The sequence below is a fragment of the Actinomadura spongiicola genome, assembly GCF_003432485.1.
Taxonomy (GTDB): Bacteria; Actinomycetota; Actinomycetes; order Streptosporangiales; family Streptosporangiaceae; genus Spirillospora; species Spirillospora spongiicola.
The window spans coordinates 22,361-46,622 of the sequence record NZ_QVNQ01000015.1; the positions used below are offsets into that span (position 1 = coordinate 22,361).

Annotated in this window: 20 protein-coding genes; 15 read left to right on the forward strand and 5 right to left on the reverse strand. The window is 68.5% G+C overall.

Features of this window, described 5'->3' with window-relative positions; all coding sequences use genetic code 11:
• Window positions 1-64: 64 nt before the first annotated feature.
• From D0T12_RS32940 to D0T12_RS32955, 4 genes are all read left to right on the forward strand, one after another.
• Window positions 65-1,003 (forward strand): TIGR03621 family F420-dependent LLM class oxidoreductase, encoded by a 939-nt coding sequence (locus D0T12_RS32940; protein WP_117404759.1) that lies wholly within the window; start codon window positions 65-67, stop codon window positions 1,001-1,003.
• Window positions 1,004-1,476: 473 nt separating this feature from the next.
• Window positions 1,477-2,229, forward strand: coding sequence for an SDR family NAD(P)-dependent oxidoreductase (locus tag D0T12_RS32945; protein ID WP_117404760.1), 753 nt, complete (start codon window positions 1,477-1,479; stop codon window positions 2,227-2,229).
• Between the two features lie 136 nt (window positions 2,230-2,365).
• A complete protein-coding gene (locus tag D0T12_RS32950; protein WP_117404761.1) occupies window positions 2,366-4,009 on the forward strand; it encodes a thiamine pyrophosphate-binding protein in 1,644 nt (547 codons plus the stop codon).
• 71 nt (window positions 4,010-4,080) lie between these two features.
• Entirely contained in the window at window positions 4,081-4,869 is a 789-nt protein-coding gene (locus tag D0T12_RS32955; RefSeq protein WP_117404763.1) for an IclR family transcriptional regulator, read from the forward strand.
• 98 nt (window positions 4,870-4,967) lie between these two features.
• Here D0T12_RS32955 and D0T12_RS32960 read toward each other — a convergent pair whose 3' ends face one another.
• Both D0T12_RS32960 and D0T12_RS32965 read right to left on the reverse strand, forming a co-directional pair.
• Window positions 4,968-5,660, reverse strand: a complete 693-nt coding sequence (locus D0T12_RS32960) for an RlpA-like double-psi beta-barrel domain-containing protein (RefSeq protein WP_117404765.1) — start codon at window positions 5,658-5,660, stop codon at window positions 4,968-4,970.
• Between the two features lie 1,263 nt (window positions 5,661-6,923).
• Window positions 6,924-7,355, reverse strand: coding sequence for a hypothetical protein (locus D0T12_RS32965; RefSeq protein ID WP_147339734.1), 432 nt, complete (start codon window positions 7,353-7,355; stop codon window positions 6,924-6,926).
• Window positions 7,356-7,942: 587 nt separating this feature from the next.
• Between D0T12_RS32965 and D0T12_RS32970 the strand changes: the two genes are divergently transcribed.
• From D0T12_RS32970 to D0T12_RS32980, 3 genes are all read left to right on the forward strand, one after another.
• On the forward strand, window positions 7,943-9,034 hold the full coding sequence (locus D0T12_RS32970; protein ID WP_199487849.1) for a winged helix DNA-binding domain-containing protein: 1,092 nt from the start codon (window positions 7,943-7,945) through the stop codon (window positions 9,032-9,034).
• Window positions 9,035-9,303: 269 nt separating this feature from the next.
• A complete protein-coding gene (locus tag D0T12_RS32975) occupies window positions 9,304-9,570 on the forward strand; it encodes a hypothetical protein (protein ID WP_117404770.1) in 267 nt (88 codons plus the stop codon).
• Window positions 9,571-9,712: 142 nt separating this feature from the next.
• Entirely contained in the window at window positions 9,713-11,026 is a 1,314-nt protein-coding gene (locus D0T12_RS32980) for a DUF2786 domain-containing protein (RefSeq protein WP_158581724.1), read from the forward strand.
• Between the two features lie 70 nt (window positions 11,027-11,096).
• Here the strand turns inward: D0T12_RS32980 and D0T12_RS32985 are convergent, their stop codons facing one another.
• On the reverse strand, window positions 11,097-11,309 hold the full coding sequence (locus D0T12_RS32985) for a helix-turn-helix domain-containing protein (RefSeq protein ID WP_117404772.1): 213 nt from the start codon (window positions 11,307-11,309) through the stop codon (window positions 11,097-11,099).
• Between the two features lie 330 nt (window positions 11,310-11,639).
• Here D0T12_RS32985 and D0T12_RS32990 point away from each other — a divergent pair, with 330 nt between their 5' ends.
• The 3 genes from D0T12_RS32990 (at window position 11,640) to D0T12_RS35130 (ending at window position 15,449) form a co-directional block, all read left to right on the forward strand.
• Window positions 11,640-12,173, forward strand: a complete 534-nt coding sequence (locus D0T12_RS32990) for a 2,4'-dihydroxyacetophenone dioxygenase family protein (protein ID WP_117404773.1) — start codon at window positions 11,640-11,642, stop codon at window positions 12,171-12,173.
• 96 nt (window positions 12,174-12,269) lie between these two features.
• Window positions 12,270-13,229 carry a hypothetical protein gene (locus D0T12_RS32995; protein WP_117404774.1) on the forward strand — a complete coding sequence of 320 codons (960 nt, stop codon included), beginning with the start codon at window positions 12,270-12,272 and terminating at the stop codon, window positions 13,227-13,229.
• Between the two features lie 981 nt (window positions 13,230-14,210).
• A complete protein-coding gene (locus tag D0T12_RS35130) occupies window positions 14,211-15,449 on the forward strand; it encodes a hypothetical protein (RefSeq protein ID WP_147339735.1) in 1,239 nt (412 codons plus the stop codon).
• Between the two features lie 1,056 nt (window positions 15,450-16,505).
• Here the strand turns inward: D0T12_RS35130 and D0T12_RS33005 are convergent.
• Window positions 16,506-17,297: a hypothetical protein gene (locus D0T12_RS33005; RefSeq protein ID WP_117404777.1), complete on the reverse strand. Its 792-nt coding sequence runs from the start codon at window positions 17,295-17,297 to the stop codon at window positions 16,506-16,508.
• Window positions 17,298-17,554: 257 nt separating this feature from the next.
• On the opposite strand from D0T12_RS33005, the gene D0T12_RS33010 reads away from it, so the two are divergent.
• Both D0T12_RS33010 and D0T12_RS33015 read left to right on the forward strand, forming a co-directional pair.
• Window positions 17,555-18,385 (forward strand): aldo/keto reductase, encoded by an 831-nt coding sequence (locus D0T12_RS33010; protein WP_233526444.1) that lies wholly within the window; start codon window positions 17,555-17,557, stop codon window positions 18,383-18,385.
• A 90-nt stretch (window positions 18,386-18,475) separates the two neighbouring features.
• Complete coding sequence (locus D0T12_RS33015; protein WP_158581725.1) at window positions 18,476-19,357, forward strand: serine/threonine-protein kinase; 882 nt, start codon at window positions 18,476-18,478, stop codon at window positions 19,355-19,357.
• A gap of 268 nt (window positions 19,358-19,625) precedes the next feature.
• Here D0T12_RS33015 and D0T12_RS33020 read toward each other — a convergent pair whose 3' ends face one another.
• The gene (locus D0T12_RS33020) at window positions 19,626-20,288 is read right to left on the reverse strand and encodes a thiaminase II/PqqC family protein (protein ID WP_117404783.1); all 663 of its coding nucleotides are present in this window, start codon (window positions 20,286-20,288) and stop codon (window positions 19,626-19,628) included.
• A gap of 129 nt (window positions 20,289-20,417) precedes the next feature.
• Between D0T12_RS33020 and D0T12_RS33025 the strand changes: the two genes are divergently transcribed.
• The 3 genes from D0T12_RS33025 (at window position 20,418) to D0T12_RS36875 (ending at window position 24,089) form a co-directional block, all read left to right on the forward strand.
• Window positions 20,418-21,701, forward strand: a complete 1,284-nt coding sequence (locus D0T12_RS33025; RefSeq protein WP_117404785.1) for a citrate synthase — start codon at window positions 20,418-20,420, stop codon at window positions 21,699-21,701.
• A 772-nt stretch (window positions 21,702-22,473) separates the two neighbouring features.
• The gene (locus D0T12_RS33030; RefSeq protein ID WP_233526436.1) at window positions 22,474-23,292 is read left to right on the forward strand and encodes a hypothetical protein; all 819 of its coding nucleotides are present in this window, start codon (window positions 22,474-22,476) and stop codon (window positions 23,290-23,292) included.
• A gap of 155 nt (window positions 23,293-23,447) precedes the next feature.
• Entirely contained in the window at window positions 23,448-24,089 is a 642-nt protein-coding gene (locus D0T12_RS36875; RefSeq protein ID WP_233526437.1) for a nucleoside triphosphate pyrophosphohydrolase, read from the forward strand.
• Window positions 24,090-24,262: the final 173 nt, after the last annotated feature.

Sequence of the window (24,262 nt, forward strand, 5' to 3'; positions counted from 1 at the left end):
CCGGTAGAAGGCCAGGTCGGATTCCTGCCAGCGCGACGGCGTCCACTGCGGGCATGCTCACTCCATGGACGGAACATTCCGCTTTGGCGTCGTCGGCGAGTCGATCCGTTCCGGCGCCGAACTCGCCGACACGGCGCGGCGCGCCGAGGACCTCGGATACGACGTGCTGGTGCTGCGCGACCACTTCGTCGCCGAACCGTTCGGCGACCAGCTCGCGCCGATGGTCGCGCTGGCCTCGGCCGCGTCCGTCACCGGTACGCTCCATCTGGGCACGATGGTCCTGGCCAACGACTACCGGCACCCGGTGATGCTCGCCAAGGAGGCGGCGACCCTCGACCATCTTTCGGGCGGACGGTTCGAGCTGGGCATCGGTGCGGGCTGGTCGCGCGAGGAGTACGCCGCCGCCGGGATGCCGTTCGACGCGGCGGGCACGAGGGTCGGGCGGCTGGAGGAGTCGCTGCGGATCCTCCGGAGCCTCCTCGACGGCGAGAAGACCACGTTCGCCGGGGAGCACTACCGCGTGGACGGCCTGACGGTGTTCCCGACGCCCGCACGGCGTCCACCGCTCGTCGTCGGGGCCGGAAGCAGGCGCATGCTCGGCATCGCCGGGCGGCACGCCGACACCATCGGCATCCTCCCCCGCGCCCTCCCCGAAGGGACGATCTCGGACGAGATCACCGAGCGGCTCCCGGACACGATCGGCCGCAAGGTCGACTGGGTCAGGGAGGCCGCCGACGGCCGCGACGTCGAACTGAGCATGATGGTGACGCCCGTGTTCGGCGCCGATCCGCGCCGGACCGCCGCCAAGGTGGCCGTGATGCGAGGCTGGGGGACGGCGGCGGCCGAACTCGTCCTCGACATGCCGTCCCAGTTCGTCGGACCGCCGGAGCACATCGCCGAGCAGATGCTCGCCCGTCGGGACCGCTACGGCTTCACCTACTACCAGGTGCCGGACGCGATGCTGGAGAATTTCGCCCCGGTCATCCCGCTCCTGACCGGCTGAGCGGGGCGGGATCCCGTGGGCCGCCGCGCGTCCTGAGGGCGGGACGGCCGCCGCCCCGCCGGGGCGGCGCGGGGCGGCGGCCGTCGGCGCCGCGTGCCGGGCCGGCCACCCGGGCAACGCGGACGCCGGGGAGTCCGGGCCGACCACGGCGACCGGGCTCCCGGGAGGACGACCCGGCAGTACCGCGGTGCGGTGCTGCCGGCTCGCGACGCGTATGACCTTCTCCAGGAGACGGGAGCCGCACGGGCGCGGCTCGCGTCTCCTCCGGTGCGTCCAGGGCCCGTTCGAGCGCCCGGACGGTTCCGTCCGGTGCGGCGAGCGCCCCGACCACCCCCGTGGCGGGGAGCGGCGGCGGCGTTGGAACGGGCATGCGGCGAGCATGTGACCGCGCGCCGGTCCCGACAAGGCCACCGTTTCAATGAGTGAAAAGGGCGTCTTGTCGGTTATGGCAGGAATGACGCACGCTGCCACCCATGAGCGAAACACCCTCCAGGAACGCGCCGCAGCGGGTCGCCCTCGTCACCGGCGCGGCGGGCGGTCTGGGGCGGGAGTTCGCGGCCACCCTCGCCCGCCGCGGGCACCGGGTCGCGGGCCTCGACCTCGCCGACATGTCCGAGACCGCCGAGCTGATCGGCGACGCGTTCCATCCCGTACGCGCGGACGTGACGGACCCGGATGAGGTCGAGTCCGCGGTGGCGGAGGTCGCCGCCCGGTTCGGCGGGCTGCACATCGTGGTCAACAACGCCGGGATCTACCCGCCGCTGGAGTTCGAGAAGACGACGCTGGAGGACTGGCGCCGGATCATGCGGGTGAACCTGGATGGACCGTTCCTGGTCACGTCCGCGGCGCTCCCGTACCTGAAGGCCGCCGGTTGGGGACGGATCGTGAACATCGTCTCGGCCGTGGTGTTCCTCGGGCCCCCCGACCTGGTCGCCTACACCACGTCCAAGGCCGGTCTCGTGGGGTTCACGCGGGCGCTGTCCAGCGCGGTCGGCGAGTACGGCATCACGGTGAACGCGATCGCGCCCGGCCTCACCCGCACCGAGACGGCGGCGCGGACCACCGGCGCGGACGGCGGGTTCGAGCGGGTCCGCGACCTGCAGGTCGTGCGGGCCATCGAGGAACCCGGCGACCTGGTGTCCACGCTGCTGTACGTGGTCGACGAGGGCAGCGGCTTCCTCACCGGGCAGACGATCAACATCGACGGCGGTTCCGCCAAGCACTGACAGTGGGCCCCGCCGAACCGGCGGGGCCGGCACACCGAAACCGCCCCCTCCCCCGGGGCGTTGACCATGTGAGGCCCCCTCCCGGGGGCGGCTACCGAAACAGCCCGCGCCCCGGCCGGGCACTGAAAGGCAGAACATGAGGCCGATCGAGGCGCTGCTGGAGATCGCTCGCGACGAGGGCGTCACCCAGATATTCGGCAACCCCGGCACGACGGAACTCCCCCTGATGGACGCGCTGGTGGAGGCGCCCGATCTCCGGTACGTGCTGGGCTTGCAGGAGGGGTCCGTCGTGGCGATGGCCGACGGGTACGCCCGCGCGTCGCGCCGCACGTCCATGGTCAGCCTGCACGTCGCGGCGGGCGTCGCCAACGGGTTGATCGGCATGCTGAACGCGATGCGGTCCCGCACCCCCATGGTGATCGTCGCGGGGCAGCAGGACCGGCGTCATCTCGTCCAGGACCCGATGCTGTCGGGCGACCTGGTGGGGCTGGCCGCTTCGACGACCAAGCACGCGGTGGAGGTCCAGCACGCCTACGACCTGCCGATCGTGCTGCGGCGCGCGTTCGCGCTCGCGGCGCGCCCGCCCGCCGGTCCCGTGCTGGTGTCGGTCCCCATGGACCTGCTGGAGGAGGACACCGACGTCGCGGTGCCGGCGCGCTCCCCGGTGACGGGTCCGGGCGCGGCCCCCGTGCACGACGCGGTGGCGCTGCTCGCCGGCGCCGAACGTCCCGTGGTGATCGCCGGTGACGGGGTCGGCCGCGCGGGCGCCGTCGCCGACCTGGTCGCGGTGGCCGAACGGCTCGGCGCGACCGTCTACCACCAGCCGATGAACGACGGGATCGACTTCCCCACCGGCCACCCCCTGTACGCGGGGATGCTGGCGCCGCGCAACGCGATCATCCGCGAGCGGCTCGCCGCGCACGACGTGGCGCTCATCGTCGGCTGCCACGCGTTCATGCCGCACCACTACACACCCGGCCCGTCCGTCCCCGACGGGCTCGCGATCGTGCAGGTGGATGAGGACCCGGCGGAGATCGGCCGGAACTTCGCCGTCCGGCACGGCCTCACCGGCAACCTGTCGGAGACGCTGTGGGCGCTCGCCGGGCAGCTGGACGGCCGCGTCCCGGAGGCGCGGGAGCGCATCGAGCGGCTCGGCGCGGAGCACGCCGCGGCCAGGAGCGAGGTGGAGGATCGCGCCCGCGCCGCGTACGGGGCGTCCCCGATGGCACCGCGCGCCGCCGCCCATGCCGTCGCCGCCGGGCTCCCCCACGGCACGGTGGTGGTCGAGGAGGCGATCACCGCGGGGCTGGAGCTGCGCGCGGTGCTGCGCCAGGACCTGCCCGGTTCGTACGTGCACACGGTCGGCGGCGGACTCGGCTGGGGCATCGGCGCGGCCATCGGCACCAGGCTCGGCAACCCGGAGCGTCCCGTGGTGGCGGTGCTCGGCGACGGGTGCGCGATGTTCGGAATTCAGGGGCTTTGGAGCGCGGCCCGCTACGAAGTTCCCGTAGCCTTCGTCGTGATGAACAACGGCGAGTACAGAACGTTGAAGAACACCCTCGACGAGGGTGGCGGCGCCTCGGCGAAGCACGGACAGTACGTCGGCATGGACCTCAACCCGCCGGCGCTCGACTGGCAGAGCGCCGCGCGCCTGTTCGGCATCGACGCGGTCCGCGCCGGCTCCGCCGAAGAGCTGCGCGACGCCGTCGCCGGTGTCAAGTCGCTCGACGCCCCGCTTCTCATCGAGGCCCCCATCACCGGGCACGGTGAAGGCGCTTGACGCCCGTGACCAGGACCGTCGCCCGGTTCCCCGCACTTGCCGACAGGCACGATCCCGGTGACCATCGAGTCATGGACATCGAGGGGACGGGTGAGGAACCGCCGAAGTCGGTCCTGGCACGGGGACTCAGCCTGCTGGACGCGTTCGGCTCAGGCGACGGCGAGCTGAACCTGACCGAGCTGTCCGCCCGCACCGGACTGCCCAAACCGACCGCGCACCGGTTGTTGGGCGAGCTGGTGCGGTGGGGCGGGGTCGAACGCACCGAATACGGTTACCGGTTGAGCATGCGGCTGTTCGTTCTCGGCCAGCGTGCGCCACGTCCCCGTGGGCTGCGCGAGGCCGCGCTCCCCTACATGGAGGACCTGTACGAGGCGACGCACGAGAACATCCACCTCGCCGTCATGGACGGGACGGACACGCTCTTCCTGGAGAAGGTCAGTGGGCGCCGCTCGATGCCCATCGTGTCCCGGGTGGGCGGGCGGCTGCCCGCGTACTGCACCGCGACCGGGAAGCTGTTCCTGTCCCTCGGGCCGCCCGAGCGGCTGCAGAGCGTCCTGGCGGCGGGCCTCGTCCGCTACACGCCGCACACGATCGTCATGCCGGGCCTGTTGAAGCGGGAGCTGGCCCGCACCAGCGACCGCGGCTACGCCGTCAACCGGGAGGAGTCGGAGGCCGGGGTGTCCGCGGTGGCGGCGCCGGTCCTCGACCGGCAACGTCGCCCGATCGCCGCGCTCTCCATCACCGGGAACGCGTACCGGCTGGATCTGGACCGGCTGGCCCCGGCCGTCCGGACCGCGGCGCTGGCGCTGTCGAGGGAGCTGGCGCGTGAGAGCGACCTGAAAATGGGGATTCCCCGGTGATCTTGCGACACCGGGGAATCCCCGATTTTCCATGCACCGGCAGCCCTGTGCCGGGTCTGGAGAGGCCGCGCCGCGGACGACCCGCGTGCGGCCTCAGATCATCCTGAACCGAACGGGCGGGGCTTGCCCTTCTTGCCCTTGCCGGGGCCCCAGTCCAGGACCTCCCACTTGAGGCCCTTGAGGTGCCCCTGGCCGGTTCCGGCGTGGTACTTGCTCTTCGGCTTCTCGCCGTCCAGCAGGTACCGGAACGTGTAGGTGTCCAGGTCGAGCATGATGCCGCGGTGCGAGGGCGCGCCCGGCCCCCGGTCCCCGACGAAGCCGACGACGCTGCGGCCGTTGTAGCTGACCTTGACCTTGGTGAGCATGGGCCAGCTCGGGCTGGCGAACATGCCCTTCTGCATCGGCTTCCCGCTCGCGGGCGCGCCGGTGTCGCCCCGGACGCCGGAGCCGTCGTCCCAGAAGTAGGACGCGGTGGTCTCGCCGCTGAGAAGGACCTCGGGGTCCTTCTTCTCACTCGCGCTCTCCGAAGCCTTGGACTTCGCGTCACGCTTCTCGGCGCTCTTGTCGGCGCCCTTGACGGCGCCCTTCTCGACGCCCTTCACAGCACCCAGGTCGGAGTGCCGCGTAGTGGCCTTTTGCTGCTGCTGGGCGGCCACGGCCTGCTTCGGGTGGAACTGGTTCTCGCTGGGAGCGGAGTCATCGCTCGCGGCTGCGACGCCGGCGACGAGCATGCCCGCCAGGGCGGTGCCGGTGACGCCGGAGAGGATGACATTGATCGCTCGCTGCTGCATGAATTTCCTTCGTTCGGGGTACAGGGCTGCCGTTCCGCGCCGGCCGGCGCATGCCGGGATCCGGGCAGAGGGAAACGGCTCCGAGACTCAGGACTCGGGAGATCACCGCCGCGAAAGAACACCCGCGTGAAACGGCCCATGGGCATGGCGGACCGCGCCCGCGCTCAACGGCGCACGCCCGTCTTTGGGCGTGCGTGTGACACGGGCTTCGATGAAGCGGGAGAAATGCCGACCGGGGGCTCACGGGCCCAGCCGGGGCACGGCCGGTGCATGGGACGGCCGCAGTTCGGCAACGTTGACCCCGCCTGGCGGGCGGGATGCGACGGCTCTGCGTTTGACCAGGTCAACGGTTCATTGACCTCGACCTGGGGTTGACTATATACGGCATTACCGTGGTTTCGCCAAACGGGCGATTTCTTTACCTTCGGCCAGGTAGATCTTTTTCTCGGGAACTAACCCGGAGCGCTTATGGGGACGGCGTTGTCGTCCAGTCGAGCCTCTTCCGGCGCCAAGGAAAAGGATCTTTACGTCCATGGTGTGGGCCCGACCCGCGCGCCCTTGAACGCCGGGAAGGCGGCATGGACGGGCGTCAGCGGACCACCGCGTCCAAGCCTTCCGGCAACACCGCGCCGGGCACTCTGAGCGCGACTCACACGCCCCGGGCTTACTTCACGGGAGAAGGGCTCGGCGTGCGCGATTGCTTGCCACGGGCACCTATGGGACGGCGTCAGAGGGCGGACCGAAGACCGCGGTAAGCCGTGTGCAACTCGTCACAAGCTGAGGCCTCCGGGGCGCCGGGGGCCGACGCAAGCAGCGAGAAAGCTGTTGTGGCGCGCTGGCACGCGGCTGTTCGGTGTGGCGTTGCTTCCCGGGACAGCGGAGGGCGATGTGGCCAAGCTCACGACCCCGAAGTAGCCGTGAGCTCGGCGAAAGTTGGATGGAACAGCTGAGGAGGCGCAGGCGCTGTAACGGCGTCCGGAAGTGCGACACAGCGCACACAGGGACCTCTCCGTACACAGCACAGGCAGCAGGAGACCTGAAGACGGGCCGTACGCTCATCCGCCCAGAAACTCGGCCCGCTGTGAGAAGAGGCGCCGACGCTGCAACGGCAGCCGGAAGTACGACGCGCGCACGCAAGGACCTCGCCATGCACAAGCACACGATGCCAGAGGACGCGATGACGGGCCGTTCGCTCGTCCGTCCGGGCCCTCAGCCCGCCGCGAGCGGCTCAGGGCCCGTGAGCGTGCTCGATGGGAGGCCTGGTCAGCGCGCCGGATAGATCGGCGACTGCATGAGCGGTGTCGGGCCCGTTCCCCCGGCGACCTGCTGCGGCGCGATGAACGGCGACTCGGCGTACGCGGGTTCCCCGAGCGGGGAGACCGCGGCGATCACCGGTCCCTGGGCCGCGGGCACCGCCTGCGCCGTGGGAGGCGGGACGGAGGGCGGCACATGTGTGCCGTCCGCCCGGCGCGGCTCGGCGGGCGGCGCGACCTCGCGCTCCACGCGCCTCCCGGCCAGCAGCGCCATCAGCGCACGCGCGGCGTCGGCGTCCAACCGAAGCAGGACGCTCGGCGTCCCCGCCTGGTCGACGAACGGGGAGACCGACGGCGTTGTCGGCAGCGGCGGAAGCGCCGCCCGCATCTCCTCGCGGAGATCCTGGGCAAGGCGCAGCGCCTGTCGGTCACTGTCACTCAAGTGTGCGTTCATCGCGATCTCCGGGGAGTTCACGTGGCAGGTCCGGCGCTCATCCTGCTAGGGATGGCGTGCAGGTGCAAGGGCTGATGCACGTGCATTTGGAAAAAATTCCTGCCCGTAACCCCGACGCCGTTCGATCGTTCGCGTTCACATCGCCCCCCACTCACCCGGCGCTCGGAACGTCCTGACCAGCACAGACCCGCGCGGCCGGTCCCCTTCACCGACGAGACGAGGCACTGACCGGCCGACCGGGACGCCCGTTCAATTGAGGCCCGCCAAAGTTGAATCGCCGCATCTGTCCGGGTGCCGAGCCGGACATCCACACCGCGTCCTCGCACGAACATCAGCTAGGCACCGGGGCGGCACACCCGGCCGAACCCGCGGCGCGGGAGTCTCACACCCGTCCCTTGATCCACACATCCGAAAGGTGATCGTGAGCGAGCACCTCGACCAGGTCCTCGGTCAGCACGTCAACCGCAGCCTGCGGCGGTTCAGCCCTCGCCGCCACCAACATCGTCCCCGCCGGGGCGGCTCACGCGGCGCCGAGCACTGTCGGACGGTCAAGGCATGCTGGAGGGGTGCCAGAAATGCTGAGCGTCCGAGCCCTCAACCGAGCCACCCTGGCCCGTCAACTTCTGCTCGCGCGGGAGCCGATCACGGTGACCGAGGCGGTGGGACGGCTCTGTGGGATGCAGGCGCAGGAGCCGAAACCGCCGTACCTGGGGCTCTGGACGCGGCTGGACGGCTTCCAGGCGTCCGATCTGCACAGCGCGCTGCACGACCGGTCGCTCGTCCGAGCGACGATGATGCGGGCCACCCTGCATCTGGTGACGGGCGACGACTACACGGCGTTCCGGACGACGATGCAGCCCATGCTGGACACCGCCCTGCGCGTCCTGGGCGACCGCGCCGAGAACCTTGACGTGCCCAAGGTCGTCCAGGTGGCGCGTGCGCTCTTCGAGCGGGGACCTCGCACGTTCAACGAGGCACGTGCGCTGCTCCAGGAAGAGTTCCCGGACGTCAACGATCGGGCCCTCGGGTACGCCGTCCGACTTTGCGTGCCGCTGGTCATGGTCCCGACCGAGGACAGGTGGGGTTTCCCCCGCAACTCACAGTTCACCTTGGCCGATGCCTGGCTGGGCGCCGACCCGTCCCCTGGACCGGCGATCGACGAACTGTTGCTCCGCTACCTGGCGGCCTACGGGCCCGCGTCCGCCGCCGACGCGCAAACCTGGTCCGGCCTGTCGGCGACCGCCGAGGCATGGGAGCGCCTACGCCCCAGGCTCCGTGTCTTCACCGATGACAAGGGGCGAGAACTGTTCGATCTGCCCGACGCCCCACGGCCGGACGAGGACGTACCGGCGCCAGCACGGTTCCTGCCCGAGTTCGACAGTCTCGTACTGGCGCACGCCGACCGCAGGCGCGTCATCGCCGACGCGCACCGCCCGTCCCTCACGACCAAGAACCTCCGCGTCCGGGCCGTCTTCCTCTGGGACGGCTTCGCGCACGGCGTCTGGGAGACGGAGTACAAGCGCAGGGTCGCCACACTGCGGTTGCGTCCCTTCGAGCCGCTTCCCCGGGCGGCCATCGACGAACTGACCACCGAGGGAGAGTCACTTCTGCGTTTCCTCGAACCGGAGGCGAGGGAGGCGGTAGTGTCCTTCGTCGAAGGAGACTGACGCGAGCCCGAGACGGCCGGCCGTCCTGGGCATGCCCGACCGTTCGTACACGCTCGGCCGTGGGCGGCGGATTTTACCGGTCCAAGCGCGCCCGACGAAAGCATCGACCCGCCGCCACATGCGGACATGACGGTATGAGCCCGGACAACTTCGAATAGTGATCAATCCGATACCCCGGCTGATTGAAACATCCATCAATTGGGTCCAAGCTGTCTCCGACGTCTGGAATGCCCCGCCCGTTCCTTCCGACCGCCGACAGGACACGACGCATGTTCGAGATCTGGGAGACGAGTGAGCCGGCACGGCTCATCAGCGACGCGGGGAGCCTGCAGGTGGCGCTGGAGAAGGTCGACACGATGTGCCGCCTCCGGCACGACCAGGCCGTCGCGCACATCGGCGACACCACCGAGGGATACCACTTCGAGATCAGGGACCACGAGGGCAAGGCCCTCGCGCGGCTGAGCTACGTGCCCGACCCGTCCCGCGCCTACCAGAGCGTCGTGGTCGAGGAGATGCGAGGCGACGACGACGCGTAGATCGCCGGTCGCTCCGACGCCCCTGGCCGCCACGGTCAGGGGCTTTCGTACGCGGACACCGATCCACCCCTGACCGGCGAGTCCCGCGGCCCCGGATGGCAGTATGCGTCTTGCGCATGGACCTCGGAGGACGGGAGTGGCGGTGCGTAAGGCATGGCGGCGTTCGCGGCCGGAAGAGCCGGAGGCCCGGCCGTCGCTCACCGATGCCGCGGGCGACCTGACGGCCGAGGCGGTGCGGTCGCTCGCACTCGGCGACACCGCGACGTTCGAGACGCTCGTCGCGCGGCTGACCGGCCGGCCCGACTCCCCCGAGGACGACGGGGCACGGTGGAGGCTCGCCGCCGACCGCTGCCTCGCCACGCGGCTCCGCCGGGCCGTCACGGCGGCCTGGGAGCGTGGCTGGCAACCCGCCGACGTGGTCCGGTACACGTCCCGCCGCCGCACGTCCAGGCACGCACGGCTGATGACGGACGCGATCGCGGGCGAACTGCGGGCCTACTCCGCCGCCACCGTCGACGACCAGTGGCACGAGCAACTCGCCGTCCTCGCCGCGGAAGTGTGGTGGGAGGACGACGACGAGCACCCGGAACTCTGGTGCGAACGCGAAGGCGTCGAACGCGCGGTCTACGTCGCCTCTGCCCTCGAACTCGTCGACCTCCTGGAGAACCTCCCGAGGCTACCGAGCCTGGGCCCGCCCCCGGGGACGTCCACCAGCACCGGCGCACCCGACTCAGAGCGGCCGACCACGCGCGACGTCGACCAACGAATACTCGGCCGCGTCAGAGCGCTCCTGGCCAAGGCCGAGTCGACCGAGTTCCCCGAAGAAGCCGAGGCCCTCAGCGCACGCGCCCAGGAGCTGATGGCGCGTCACAGCATCGACAACGCCGTACTGGCGGCGGAGACAGGGGACACAGGCGGTCCGGCCGGACGACGCATCCCGGTGGACAACCCCTACGACGCGCCCAAGGCGGTCCTGCTGACGGTCGTCGCCGACGCCAACCGCTGCCGGGCGGTGTGGCATCGAGAACTGGGGTTCTCCACGGTCCTGGGTTTCCCGACCGATCTGGCGGCGGTGGAGATGCTGTTCACGTCGCTGCTCGTCCAGGCGACGTCCGCGATGGTCAACGCGGGTCCCAGGCGCGATGCGCGGGGACGGTCACGCACGCGTTCGTTCCGCCACGCCTTCCTGAACGCCTACGCCGCCCGCATCGGGGAGCGGCTGCGTGAGGCGGCGCACCGGGCGGCCGCGGGCGCCGGCGGGAAGGATCTGCTTCCCGTACTGGCCGCACGCGACCGGGCCGTCGACGAGGCCGTCGACACGATGTTCCCGAACCTCGCCAAGGGACGGGCGGGCTCGGTGTCCAACTACGAGGGCTGGGTGGCCGGGCGGGCCGCCGCGGACCTCGCCAGCCTGAACGGACGCCTCGAGGTCACCGGGGCGTTCCGCCGTTTCTAGGGCACGGCGTCCCCCCGGGGGGCGAGGGGGACTTCCGATCATGTGCTCTCTTCCTCTTCTCGGGAGCGGGTCAGGCCTTCCTGCGCCTCGTGTTGCCGCCACGGCCCCGCAGCGGCACGCCCGCCTCCTTCAGCACGTTGTAGATGAACCCGTACGACCGACCGGTCTCGGCCGCCAGGTCACGGATGCTCTCACCGGCCGCGTACCGCGGAGCCAGCTCGGCGGCGAGCCTGGTGCGTTCGGCACCGGTGACGCGGGTGCCCCTCGACAATGTTCGAGCCACGGGGACCTCCTGTTCGCAAGGCTGGGCAGCGGGGCCCGTCCCCGCAGCTCACAGCAGTGTTGATCTCCCCAACGTACACATTCCCCCGATTAGACCGTCGATGCCGCGCGAATCACCGCGAATTCGGCCGAAGCTGGTCTTTTTCATGGTCAACGGCGTGTCGCCCATGGACAGACAGTCCTCCGCCCCCACACCCGCCCCGGCCGCGACGCGCCCGCGAGCCTCCGGCCGCGCCGGATCCGACGAAGATCTCGTAGTCGAGGACAACCCCGGGCCCGACGCGGTTCACTGCTGGACAACGGACCACGCACATTGGGGAGGCACCCGTCCATGCCCGAGGACGCGACCACGGAGTTCTGGAAGAACCTGAAGCCCATCGAGAACTCGCAGAAGCCGGACGCCCTGCCGGAGCTCTACCTGTCGAACGTCGCCACCGACGACGACCGCTACTACGTGCCGTTCACCGAGACCGTCGGCTCCCGCCCGCTTTGGATCAACGTCAAGGACAACACCTGGTCGGACATCCTCCGCGCCACCAGCGCCGGTCTGGTGAACCGGCATTACCACCCGCACGAGGTGTTCGCCTACACCATCTCCGGCAAGTGGGGATACCTCGAACGTCCCTGGACGGCCACCGCCGGTGACTTCATCTACGAGGCGCCCGGAGAGGGCCACACCCTCGTCGCCTACGAGGACGAAGAGCCGATGAAGACGCTGTTCATCGTCAAGGGCCCCCTCATCTGGCTGGACGAGAACGGCGAGCCCGACGGGTACTTCGACGTCCACGACTACATCGCGCTGTGCCGCGAGCACTTCGAGAAGGTCGGTCTGGGAGCCGACTTCATCGACCCGCTCTTCCGCTGACCCGCGTTATCCACAGAACGGGATTCTGCTGCTTCCCGCCGCGGCGGCGGTACATGCTGGCCACGTCCCGCCGCCGCCAGGAAGGAGCGGCCTCCCATGGCCACGATCACGTTCCCCGTTCCGTCGACCACGACCACCCGGTTCGCCGTCGCCGCCGAGAGCATCCCGCACGACCTCGTCGGCCTCCTCCACGAACATCCGACCGGCCCCTTCCACGCCCACATCACCGGCCGCCTCGGCTCACCCCAGCTCCAGGTCACCCGCGAGGACCTCACCACCCTGTGCTGGGATCCCGGCCGGATCAAGGCGGCCCGGCTCGAAGACCGGCACGCCGCACGCACCTTCAACAACGCGTCCGAGTTCGCCGTCGTCACCGCCTTCGCGCCGATCACCGACCAGCCCCGCGGCGTCCAGGTCGCCCGCTCGGCCGCCCACACCATCGCCGAGGCCACCGGCGGAATCATGGCCGACCTGGTCACGGGCCACATCCTCACACCGTCCGCCCCCGAGAGAACACGTTTCGTATTGGGCGATCACTGGCTCGGCGACGTCCTGCCACCCTCCCGGGCCAACGGCCACTGCACGGCCCCCGACCCCGAGATGGACCCCGAGGGCGTGAACGGCTGTGCCTGCGTCCGGCTGCAGACCCGCGGGCTCCGCCGCTTCGGCCTCCCCGAAATCCAGATCAGCGAGGTCGCCTGCCCCCACGACCTGGCCGCCCTCAACGTCCTCCGCACGACGGCCCGGCGCCTCCTGACCGACCACTGGTCCTGGCTCGCCACGGGCCCGGCGGCGCGCACCCGCACCATCGCCACCGACCTTCAACTCGCCCAGGGCGACTTCAACGACTTCTGGGGCTCCACACGCCGCACCCCGCTCACTCCCCCGACCGCCTTCCACGTGGCCCTGTCCCCCCGAACACCACGCCTCCTCACGGTGGCTCCACCCGCGGACTTCGACGGCACGATCAACGACTGGCTCTGGGACGACACCCTCCCGCTAGGCATGTACGACGTCCTCCAGGCCCACCCAGACCCCCTCCCCTCAGCCGCCTAACCCCAACCACTCCCCGCACCCCAGAGCCTCTAAGGGGAATTCATCCAGAACCTGGCGGCGGCAACCAGAAGCGGCCGCAGTCTCAAGGTCGCCGGCGCCATCCGCTCGGCGACGTGAAGCGCGGGCCGCTTGAGCTCGCGCACCGACAAGACAACCTTCTAGTCCGGACGCGACCACCTTGACACCCCGGCACAACCGCAGAACGACGTCGGACCATGCCGTGCCTTCACCGCATGGGAAGTCTTCTCCGAGAGCCCCGATACTCCGGCCGCGCGCACGCGGCCGGAGCAGACTCGGGCAGGACATCACCGACACCGTGCGGCACCGACAGCGGCACGAAGATCACCGAGAGGGAGCGCCGTCCCCCGCCCCACCCACCCGTTCTGACCCCGCCCCTTTCGACGCTGGTTGTCCATTTCCCGGCCCTTGATGAAGCAGAGCGCTTAACCGCTCCGGATCGGAGGCGAGACAGAACCGATTCGTCAACCAGTCCGGGGTTCACCGGCGGCAGCGCACGGCACGCCGCACCGGCCGCTGCACGCCTGGACCGGCACCTACGGCATCCACGCAACGCGAGCATCACGATGAACCGCGCATGTGGTACACGGAAGCGGCTTTTCCATCCCCCGACCGGCACAACGGCGCCTCCACCCCCAATTTGGGCAGCTTCAGCCGTCGACCACCTCGGCGGTCTTCTCCCGCGTCAGTTCAGCCCGCCACGCTCGCCGAACCTCGGCGGGCCCGCGACCATCTGCGGTGGCCGTCGATGAGGCGACCGCGGTGCGCGCCTCCCCGAGGTACAACGTCCAGAATGCGCGTGTTCATCCGGATTCTTCCGGAGATGCCAGGTATATCAACCCGGGGAGATCGAGCGGACTCAAATGATCTCCTAATCGACTGTGAGCAATACCGAACACTCCGTAGCCGAAGTGACTACGATCGGCATTCACACGGTGACCGACGCGATCCCCCGGGGCAGAGATGTACCGTTTCCTGACACAGCCCGCTTCTGTCGCGATGCTCGGCGACTTGCTCCGCCACACCACCGGAGTACTGGGCTGCACCGCCCTGGCCGGCTTCATCTCGATCAGCGTGGCCACCCCCGTCGAGGCGGTCGCCTCCGTCGCACCTGAGCCGCACAGGTCCCTACCGCCGGTCTGTCGTCGAGCCCAGATGTCCGGCGACAGGCACGCGGCGCACAAGTGCAAGGAGGCATGGCTGGCGATGTACGAACGATCCCGGAGGCGATCCGGACGCGACCGGGAATTCTCCCATCGGAGCGACCGATTCGAATGGAAGTTCAAAGTCAGACGGGATCCCCCACCGCCGAAGCGAATCGACAAGCCCCGCCCCCGACCCACCGTGACCGATGCCCCGAAGGTTACGTCCCCATCACCGGCGCGCCCGGAAAAGTCGCCACCGCGTGTCTCACCGGCTCCCCAGCCGACCCTCACCCCCCGCCAGGCGCAAGATCTCGACTCGCGTCCGTTCCTTCTGGAGCCGGTCCTGCTCCTCGGCCTCCTGCTACCCGCAGCGGCGGCGATCTGCTACTCGTTTCGACGCCGCATCTGCGCCGCCGTGGGACTGTCCGCGGTCTCCGCGGCCATGACCACGAACGCCCAGCCCGCCCTGCTCACATTCCGTCCCGAGCTGGATCCCTTCGCCGCTCCCTCCACCGGACTGACGGGTCCAGGCGCCGTCGCTTCCGCACGAGCCCTGGCCCTGACCGCCCTCGACGAGTACGGCGACAGTTCTCTCGTGGTGATCCCCCGCGCCGACGCCATCACTCTGTTCGGCTTGGGCGAAGACGAACTTCTCGACGACGACACCGCCGGCCTCTTCATTTCCGGCAACCTCGATGCCGCACTGGCGTACCTGGAAACCGAACTCGCCATCCGCCAGAACACCGGCGTAACGCAGGGACGCCGCCTTCTCTTGGTGGCAGATTGTGCGACCGAGGACGAGCGGATCCACAAGCTCCTCGGCCGGCATTCCGGCTCCGTCTCCGCGATATTGCTCGGCCCCTGGACCGGTGACCAGGCCACCGTCGACGATGAAGGGCTTGTCGACGCGCCTCCAGCCCTGGCCTCCACACTTCCGAACCGCCTGCCCGCCATGTCCCGAGTCGAGGCCCGCGAGCGTCTCCTTTCAGCGCTCGCCCGCCAACGACAAGACCGCGACTCCCCTCCTAAACGCCGCTCTTCCCCACGCCGCCCCTGACCGACGCCCCGCTACCCGCCGACTGCGCACCCCTCAACAGGTACCGGACGCAAACCCGCATCACTCCACACCGACGACCTAGGCACGGAACCGCAACACGGCACCCATTCGGCTCCTGCGTACCTCAAGCAATCACCCTGACCGCTTCGGAAACCACACCCCAGGAGCGCGGGACGCCGTTCGCACCGACAACTCGAACAGCGAGCGGCACCTCTCGCCACCGTGTGGACGTCGACAAAGTCGCGGTGCTGTGCCGCAACCATCAAGTCTTCGTCGAGATGGTCCTCGCCGCGTCCCGGCTCGACACGACATGGTGCTGCTCACCACCGACTTCTCCGCCACACAGCACCTATCCCAGAGAAACGCCACCCCACTCACAACCGTCCAGCCCAACACATCGCCACACCCAAGCAGCGACTCCAACGGTGCTACTCGACACCGACTTCTCCGCCATACAGGACCTATCTCAAAGATTCAACCAACCCCCTCACAACCGTCCAGCCCAGCACATCGCCGCACTCAAGCAGCTACGTCATTCGCAACGCCGCCCCTCTGCTCGCACACGGCCCACCGCGCCATCAAATAACGGTGATCGCGAACAGGGGAAGACGCGACTTACTAGAGCTTGCCAGTCAGGTGAAGGCGACCGCCCTATGCCAGCCGCAGACCCCTCCCTGCCGCGCCACCACCAATGGCCCGGCCAACCCCGCCCGCCCACATACCGGCCACCGGACACGCCAGGCCCGGAAGCTGACCCAACAGAGATCCTGCGGACCACTCCACGCCGTATGGTCACGATCACCGTGACTGAGACAGGGGAAACAGTTCGGAGTCTGTCTCGGAATGAGGCCCACCTCAGCCGCAAGGGGCCTCTGGTCCCGCCCAGTACAGGGGGTCGACGCGTGCTCGGGCGAATGGTTTATGGAGCGATGTGGCGCTGTACGGCCGTTTGTGGAGATCGGACGGGAGGGTCTTGGGGGTGAGGCGCGGTCCTGCTCGGCGAGGGAGCAACTCGCAGCATCTCAGGAGTGCGTGGCTTCAGTCGTTTGTGGCGGGCTAGGGGTGGGACGGTGTCCACTGCTGTCTTGCGATCTCGGCCCGGAGGGCCGCCAGGCGGCGCATCGCGTTGTTGAGGGTTCTCATGTCCGGCGGTTGGTCGGCTTCTCGGTCGATGTAGGACGCGCAACGCAGCATCCAGCCGCGCACGACGTCCTCCGTTGTGGTCTCAGCCTGCCGGGTTCTGTTCAGGTCCAGCTCGCGTTTCTCCTCGGCGACCCGGCGCATCAGAGTCTCGTCCGCGCCCAGGGCGCGGATGTCGGCGAGTGAATAGCGGCCGAGGCGGTCCGTCGCGAGGTCGCGTTCGGCGGCGATCCGGCCGAATGTCTTACGGGGCCAGGAAAGAATCATTGCGGCTCCAGAGGCGTCGACGGTGTCGGTCAACGGCCCCTTTCGGGCGGAGACGACTGTTTCGACGGCGCGGGGGGCGAGTCGGTCCAGGTCGCGCAGAAGGTAGACCGGGTACCCGCGGAAGCTGCTGATGACGTTGAGGTCGCCTTGGGCCGCCAGTACTTCGACGTCGCGCCTGTCGACGTCGAGGCCGAGCCGGGCGGCCAGAATGGTGGCCGCCCGGGCGGATCCGACCGGCGGGTGGTCACCGAATCTGGCGATGACCTGCTCGCCATGACCTCGGTATTTCTCGGCGAGGCTCGCCGACCATCGTTCGCCGTCGAGATCGGGGTCGGGGAGGATTCCGTGCTCTCGGCCGACGCGCATCTGCCATCGGGTGATCCCGAGATGGCGAGCGAACTGGTGGGCGCCGTAATGGGCACGGAATGTGTGTTCGGACACGTTTCCCGCCTTTCCGCAGCGATTCAATGTTGACCAGCCTCGTCCACGGGCGCCTTCACAGACAATAGAATGCGATTCTGTGGATAACTTGATGGGCGAATTTTCCCGTTTGTCGGCGGTTGGCGTGGGGTGGGGCGTGTCAGGGTGTGAGAATGAGCGCCATACGAAGGCTGGGCATCGGGTTGGCGGCGTTGGGACGGCCGGCGTACATCAACGTGGGGCGGACGGACGAGCTACCCGGCCGCAGCGTGGAAGAGATGCGCGGAGCCACGTGGAGCGTGCTCGACGCCGCCTACGCAGCGGGGATTCGATGGGTGGACACGGCGCGGTCGTACGGCAGAGCCGAAGAGTTCCTCGGTGGTTGGCTCACCACACGCCATCCGGACGATCTGGCCGTGTCGAGCAAATGGGGCTACACCTACGTCGGTGATTGGAAGATCGACGCATCTGTGCACGAGGTCAAGGAGCACAGCGTCGACCGCTACCGGGTTCAGTACGACGAGACCCGCGCCCTTCTGAACGAATACCTGTCCGTCTATCAGGTGCATTCGCTTACCGAAGCGAGCCCCCTGTTCCAGGATGTGCGGCTACAGGCGGCCCTGGCGGACGCTGCCGCCGATGGTGTCCGCGTCGGTTTCTCCACGTCCGGTCCGAGGCAGGCCGACACGATTCGGAAGGCGATGGCGTTGGAGGTGTCCGGTCGTCGGCTCTTCAGTACCGTCCAATCGACTTGGAACGTCCTTGAGACGTCCGCTGAGAACGCACTACGAGAAGCCCATGACGCGGGGCTCCATGTACTGGTCAAGGAGGTACTCGCCAATGGAAGGCTCGCCGTGGAGCCGCCCCTGGCGATGCGGACGATCGCTGCGGAGAAGGGGGTCGGGCCGGACGCCCTGGCCCTTGCGGCGGCACTGAGCCGGTCGTGGGCGGACACGATACTCCTCGGCGCGGCCAGCCCCGCGCAGTTGCGAGCCAATCTGGCCGGGGCGGACGTGGTCCTCGATGAGACCGATTTGGGGGCCATGGCCCAACTGAGCGTCTCGCCTGAGGCGTACTGGGCCGAACGGAGCGCCCTTCCCTGGACATGAGGGCCTTCCAGTCGGACGAACGGCCAGGGCATGGCACGATTGAGCGCGCCCCAGCACGATCGGATCCCCATGCAGTCAGACCTTCCTCAGATGATCGGCCCGTACCGCATGGTCGCCCGGCTCGGTTCCGGTGGAATGGGGGAGGTGTTCCTCGGCGCGTCGCCGAGCAGACGGCTGGTCGCGGTGAAGGTTATCCGGTCCGAGCTATTGGACGATCCCAGGTGGAGGGCGAGATTCCGCCGTGAGGTCACATCCGCGCAGGCGGTCAGCGGTTTCTATACGGCGCCGGTCGTCGACGCGGATCCGGATGCCGACCGGCCGTGGCTCGCGACGCAGTACATCCGTGGTGTGAGCCTCTCCAAAGTCGTCTCGGAGAAGGGGCCACTCCGTGAACAGGCCGCATGTCATCTGGGTGCCGGGCTGGCCGAGGCTCTGATCGCGATCCATCGGGCCGGGATCGTCCACAGAGATCTGAAGCCGTCGAATGTCCTGCTCGCGGCCGACGGTCCGAGGGTCATCGATTTCGGCATCGCGCGGCCTCTCGACGCGCTGCCCCTGTCACGGACGGAGATTCTGGGGACACCGGCGTACATGTCGCCGGAGCAGGCCTTGGGTGAGCCCGTCCAACCCAAGAGCGACGTGTTCTCCCTCGGTTCGACGCTCGTTTTCGCGGCGACCGGTGCGGCGCCGTTCGGAACCGGCCACAAGGTTCGCGCACGTATCGTCCACGGCGAGCCGGACCTGACCCGGTTGCCCGACCCCATGCGCGGACTGGTGACACGATGCCTCGTCAAGGAACCTGAGGAACGTCCCACGCCAGAGCAGGTTCTCGTCGCACTGTCCACGTTGCTGGACGCTCATTACGGCGAGGAGTGGCCGCCGGTGGACGTCGAGCAGCTGATCGGCGTGCAGGAGCAGACGCTGGTCGAAATCACCGCGGAGCTGCCGACCCTCCGCGAACCACCAAGCTAATTCGACGAGCAGCCTGGGGCTCTGTATCCGTTCGGGTGCGTGGTGGAACCAGCTCACGCCGACGCGATCGATATCGCGATGCCCCCTGTGGTCGGTTAGGTTTCAGGTCAGCCGCTGGACACCTGACCAGTTCAGGATCGCATCAATGACAGGCGGCTTCGCCGGGGAGCGGCCGCGTGCCCACGCTAGGAGCCCTCCATGCACGGTCTGCAGGTGCCTCCGAGCAGACTGTCCCGCGTGGTGAAGTTCCGCGTGATGCGCTGGTGGCCTAAGGCAGGTCTGCTGCCAGCGCGTCCCAGAAGGCGATTTCGTAGGCGTGAAGGAGGCGCGCGGCGCGTACCGTTCCCTCCGGGTCGTCGCCGGATTCGAGTCCGAACTCGATGACGTCCATGGCCAGTTCCTCGAAACCCGGCGGTGTCTGGGTGAAGAAGGTGAAGAAGGCGACGTCCTTCTCGCTGAAGCCGTGTTGGGCGCGGAGTGCGTGCGCGGTGCGGGCGCAGTACGCGCCCCACTCCTCCAGGTTGGCCAGCATGGCCAGAGCGACCTCGCTCGCGGTGCCGAAGGCCGCCCTCTGCGCGAGGTAGGCGGGGTAGGCCTGCGCGAACGGCTTCGGCTCGTAGGTGCTGAGATTCTTCTCACTTTCACCGAGGGCGGCGACGAAGTCGCCGAGGAGCTCCAGTGCGCGTCCTTCGCCCTGCGCGAGCCCGAGGAACAACTCACCGGCCGGCGGTTCGGAAAACCGCGCGGCCAGGAGCGCGAAACTGCGCCGATCGCTGCGGACGATCAGGGACTCCTCGGCGGCCAGCCAGACCAGGCGTTCTCTGGGCAGCTCACCTGATTCGAGCAGGTCGACGAAGCGGTTCGGGAGGGTCGCATCCGCGAGTTCCCGGCGAGCACGTGCGACGAGCTGGGCGGCACTGTGTCGGATCATGGGTCCACCGCAGCATCCGCGGCCGCACGGCGTCAACGAGGTGGCCGCCGATCGGCGTGTGTGATCACGTGGATACGATGAAGAGCGGAACGTCTACGCAGGTGCGGACGCAGTTGGGAGTGAGCGTGCATGTCGGATTTCGAACTCGGCCACGCAGGCGGACGGATGCCTCTGGAGGTGACCGAGTCGACCGAGGGTCCCTCGGGCCTGGGCGTGGGAAACCTGATGAAAGAAACCGGTCACGTCACCCTTGACCCCGGCTTCACCAATACCGCGTCCACCACCTCGGCCATCACCTACATCGACGGTGAGGCGGGCATCCTGCGCTATCGGGGCTACCCGATCGAGGAACTGGCGGAGAAATCGTCCTTTCTGGAAGTGGCCTACCTGCTCATCTATGGCGAACTTCCGAATAGCGATGAGTTGAGCACCTTCACCGACAACATTCGTAACCACACGCTGCTGGACGAGAAGTTCCGCGCGTTCTTCTCCGCCTTCCCGCGTCGGGCGCACCCCATGGCGGTGCTGTCGTCCGCGGTCAGCGCACTGTCGACGTTCTACCAGGACAGCCTTGACCCGTTCGACCCCGAGCAGGTCGACCAGTCCAGCTTCCGGCTCATCGCCAAGCTTCCGACGATCGCGGCGTACGCGTACAAAACCTCCAACGGCCAGCCGCTTCTGTACCCGGACAATTCTCTGGGATACGTGGAGAATTTTTTGCGCATGACGTTCGGCCTGCCGACGCAGCCGTACGAGATCGATCCTGAGATCGTCCGTGTCCTGGACATGCTGTTCGTCCTGCACGCCGACCACGAACAGAACTGTTCCACGTCCACCGTGCGGCTGGTCGGGTCCAGCCAGGCGAACCTGTTCTCTTCCGTCTCCGCGGGTGTGGACGCCCTGTTCGGCCCCCTGCACGGTGGCGCCAACCAGGCCGTCCTGGAGATGCTGGAGCGCATTCACGAGGACGGCGACGACGTCGACTCGTTCGTCGAGCGCGTGAAGAAGAAGGAACCCGGCGTCAAGCTGATGGGTTTCGGGCACCGCGTCTACCGCAACTACGACCCGCGTGCGGCGGTCGTGAAGAAGGCGACGGGCAAGGTTCTCGGGGCGCTCGGGAAGTCCGACCCGCTGCTTGATCTGGCCATGCGCCTGGAAGAAGTCGCGCTGAGCGACGACTATTTCGTTGAGCGCAAGCTCTACCCGAACGTGGACTTCTACACCGGCGTCATCTACAAGGCGATCGGCTTCCCGACCAACGCCTTCACCGTCCTTTTCGCTCTCGGACGGCTGCCCGGGTGGATCGCACAGTGGCGAGAGATGCTGAACGACCCGGCGACCAAGATCGGCCGTCCCCGTCAGGTGTACGTGGGGCCGGGCGAGCGGCACTACGTGGAGTTGTCCGCGCGCTGACGGTTCAACCCAACGCCACCGCGCCGTTGACCGCGTAAAGCGGGCGGGGTTCACATACCCGCCCGCTTTTCCATGGACTGCCGATTCAACCTCAGGACAGCTCCCGCAGCAGGCGGCTCCTGCTCGTGCCCTCTCGAAACTAGAAGAACCCGTCGGGTCTAGAGTTCTGGGCGCCCCAAGTCGAGCGGGCTGAGTGACTGCGGAGCGAGCGTCCCCGCGTCGAACTCCGGGCGGAGCCCGCGATGACGCCGTCCCAGGCCAGCTGGTCGAGCCGCGCTTGGACAGTCCCCGCGCCACCTTGAGCCGTCTGGACACCTCCAGGACGCCAGTACGCGGCTCGGCGGTGCAAGCTCGATCAGTCGTCCGTCCTGTTCGTCGAACCCCGCACCTGTTGGTTCGCCTGCTCCAGGGAGCGAGCAGTCCGGCCCCCTGGCCTTGGCCCTACGCGCCCAGTTCCTACGCGCTGGCATGATGGGAGCACGTGGCCAAGGCGAGTCGGAGACGGAAGCACCGGTAAGGCAACCGCCGGCTTCATCAGCGGGATTGGACTCACGCCCTTTCCGCCCCCTTACTCCAATATTCCCGATTTCTCCCTGGCGTTATCCACAGAGTTCTGTTTTCCTCCCCTTGCCCAGACCTCTCCTCAAAGCTGGACGGCACACGCCGAAACAAGCATGAGGAGGCCGCGTTGCCTATCACGATCACGGTTCCGAAGGAAACGACCTCAGGTTTCGTCGTCGCCGCCGACAGGGAACCCGACGACCTGTCGGCGGTGATCCGGCATGGCCTCCCCGATCCGCTCGCCGCCGCGGTCTCGCAACGGCTCGGCAGCCCCCGTCTTACGATTACGTCCTACCCCGCCACGGATTCGCCGTGGGATCTGAGCGATGTCGCAGGCGTCGACGAGGACGACGCCGAACGGGCCGCGAAAGCCACATGTCACATCGACGTCACGTCCGTCCTACCGGTCGGCGATCTCCCGTGCGGGCCTCACACGGCCCGCGCCATCGCCATGGCGATCGCCGAATCGGTCTGTGGGGTCCCTGTGGACCTCGCATCGAACGAACCCCTGCCCGTCATCCCGCTCGAACGTCTCGACGAGTTCGTCCTTGCCGACAACTGGCTCGGCGTCGCCCTCCCGCCCTACCGGAACTCTGGCAACTGCACGGCCGAGGAAGAGGACATCGACGGCTGTGCCTGTGTCGACCTCACCACCCGTGGCCTCCACCGGTTCGGATTGCCCGAACTGGAAATCACCGACGTGGCCTGCCCGCACAGTCTCGCCGCACTCAACGTCCTCCGCACAACGGCCCAGCGGCTCCTCCCCCTCGGCCGGCACCCGGGGACGCACACTGTGCCCAACGAACTGATGCTCACGGGTACCGACTTCGCAACCTACTGGGGATACGGCGACCCGATGTGGGACGACGGCCCTCTCCCAATCGACCTCATGGAGGCGAACCCCGCTCGCTTGGCCATCCGACCACCGATCGACTTCCCCGGCACACTGAACGAATGGCTCTGGGACGAACTCCCGCCCATCCTGCACGAACTCCTCAGTTGCGAACCAGACCGCCCCGAACCGAACTGACCAGTACTATCCCCACCCGATCGCGAGCTCGCCGGTTCCCACGCCGCCACGCGACCACCGGTAACGTCGACCGGCAGCCACGTATCTCGCCGAGCTTCGGACACTCTGCTGGGAACCGCGCCTTCGGTCGCCGGCAGTCGCTAGCGTCGATCGCCATGGAGAACGATGGAGCAGCGGGGACCTTGCAGGGCGTCCTGGCAGACGTCGCGGCCGAACGTCAGGCGCAGGATCGAATGTGGGGTACCCAGGACTTCCCCGATGGGAGCGGCCCGGAGTTCACCGAACGCGCGGAGGAGGCCAAACGGGAATGCGCCGCGGCCGCGTCGCGCGGCGAGCTGACGTGGCGGCACGTTCTGACCGAAGAGTTCTACGAGGCTCTCGCCGAGTCGGATCCCGAAGCCCTCCGGACGGAACTCGTCCAGACGGCGGCCGTCGCCGTGAAATGGATCCAGTCTTTGGACGGCCGCCATGGCAAGACAACGCATCGGAGCAAAGGAGACACCGAGAAGCTCGTTCGCGATCGGATACCCGACATCATTCGGGTGGCCGGGCGGGCACCACAGACCCGCATCGCGCATCCCGAGGAGTACGCCCACCTGTTGCGTGCCAAGCTCTACGAGGAGGTCGGAGAGTACGTCGCAAGCAGGGACCCCGAAGAACTCGCTGACGTGCTGGAGGTGATCCACGCCTTGGCCGCGCTTCACAGCGTCACGCCCGCCGAACTGGAGGAGCGACGCTCGACCAAGGCCGCGATCCGCGGCGGATTCTCCGACCGCCTCGTCCTACGCCAACCGTAAAGGCATCGAACGAAAGCGGCGAAGCACGCCCCGCCGAAGACTTACAGCGGGCTCGATCCCTTGACCCTGCCTCGGCCCGCGCCGCTGGCGGCTGGCCGTCACGGCTCGGTGAGCGGACCCTGCGGACCACGGCGGGCCCGAGCACCTACCCAGGGCGGGCTCGATCCCGCGAC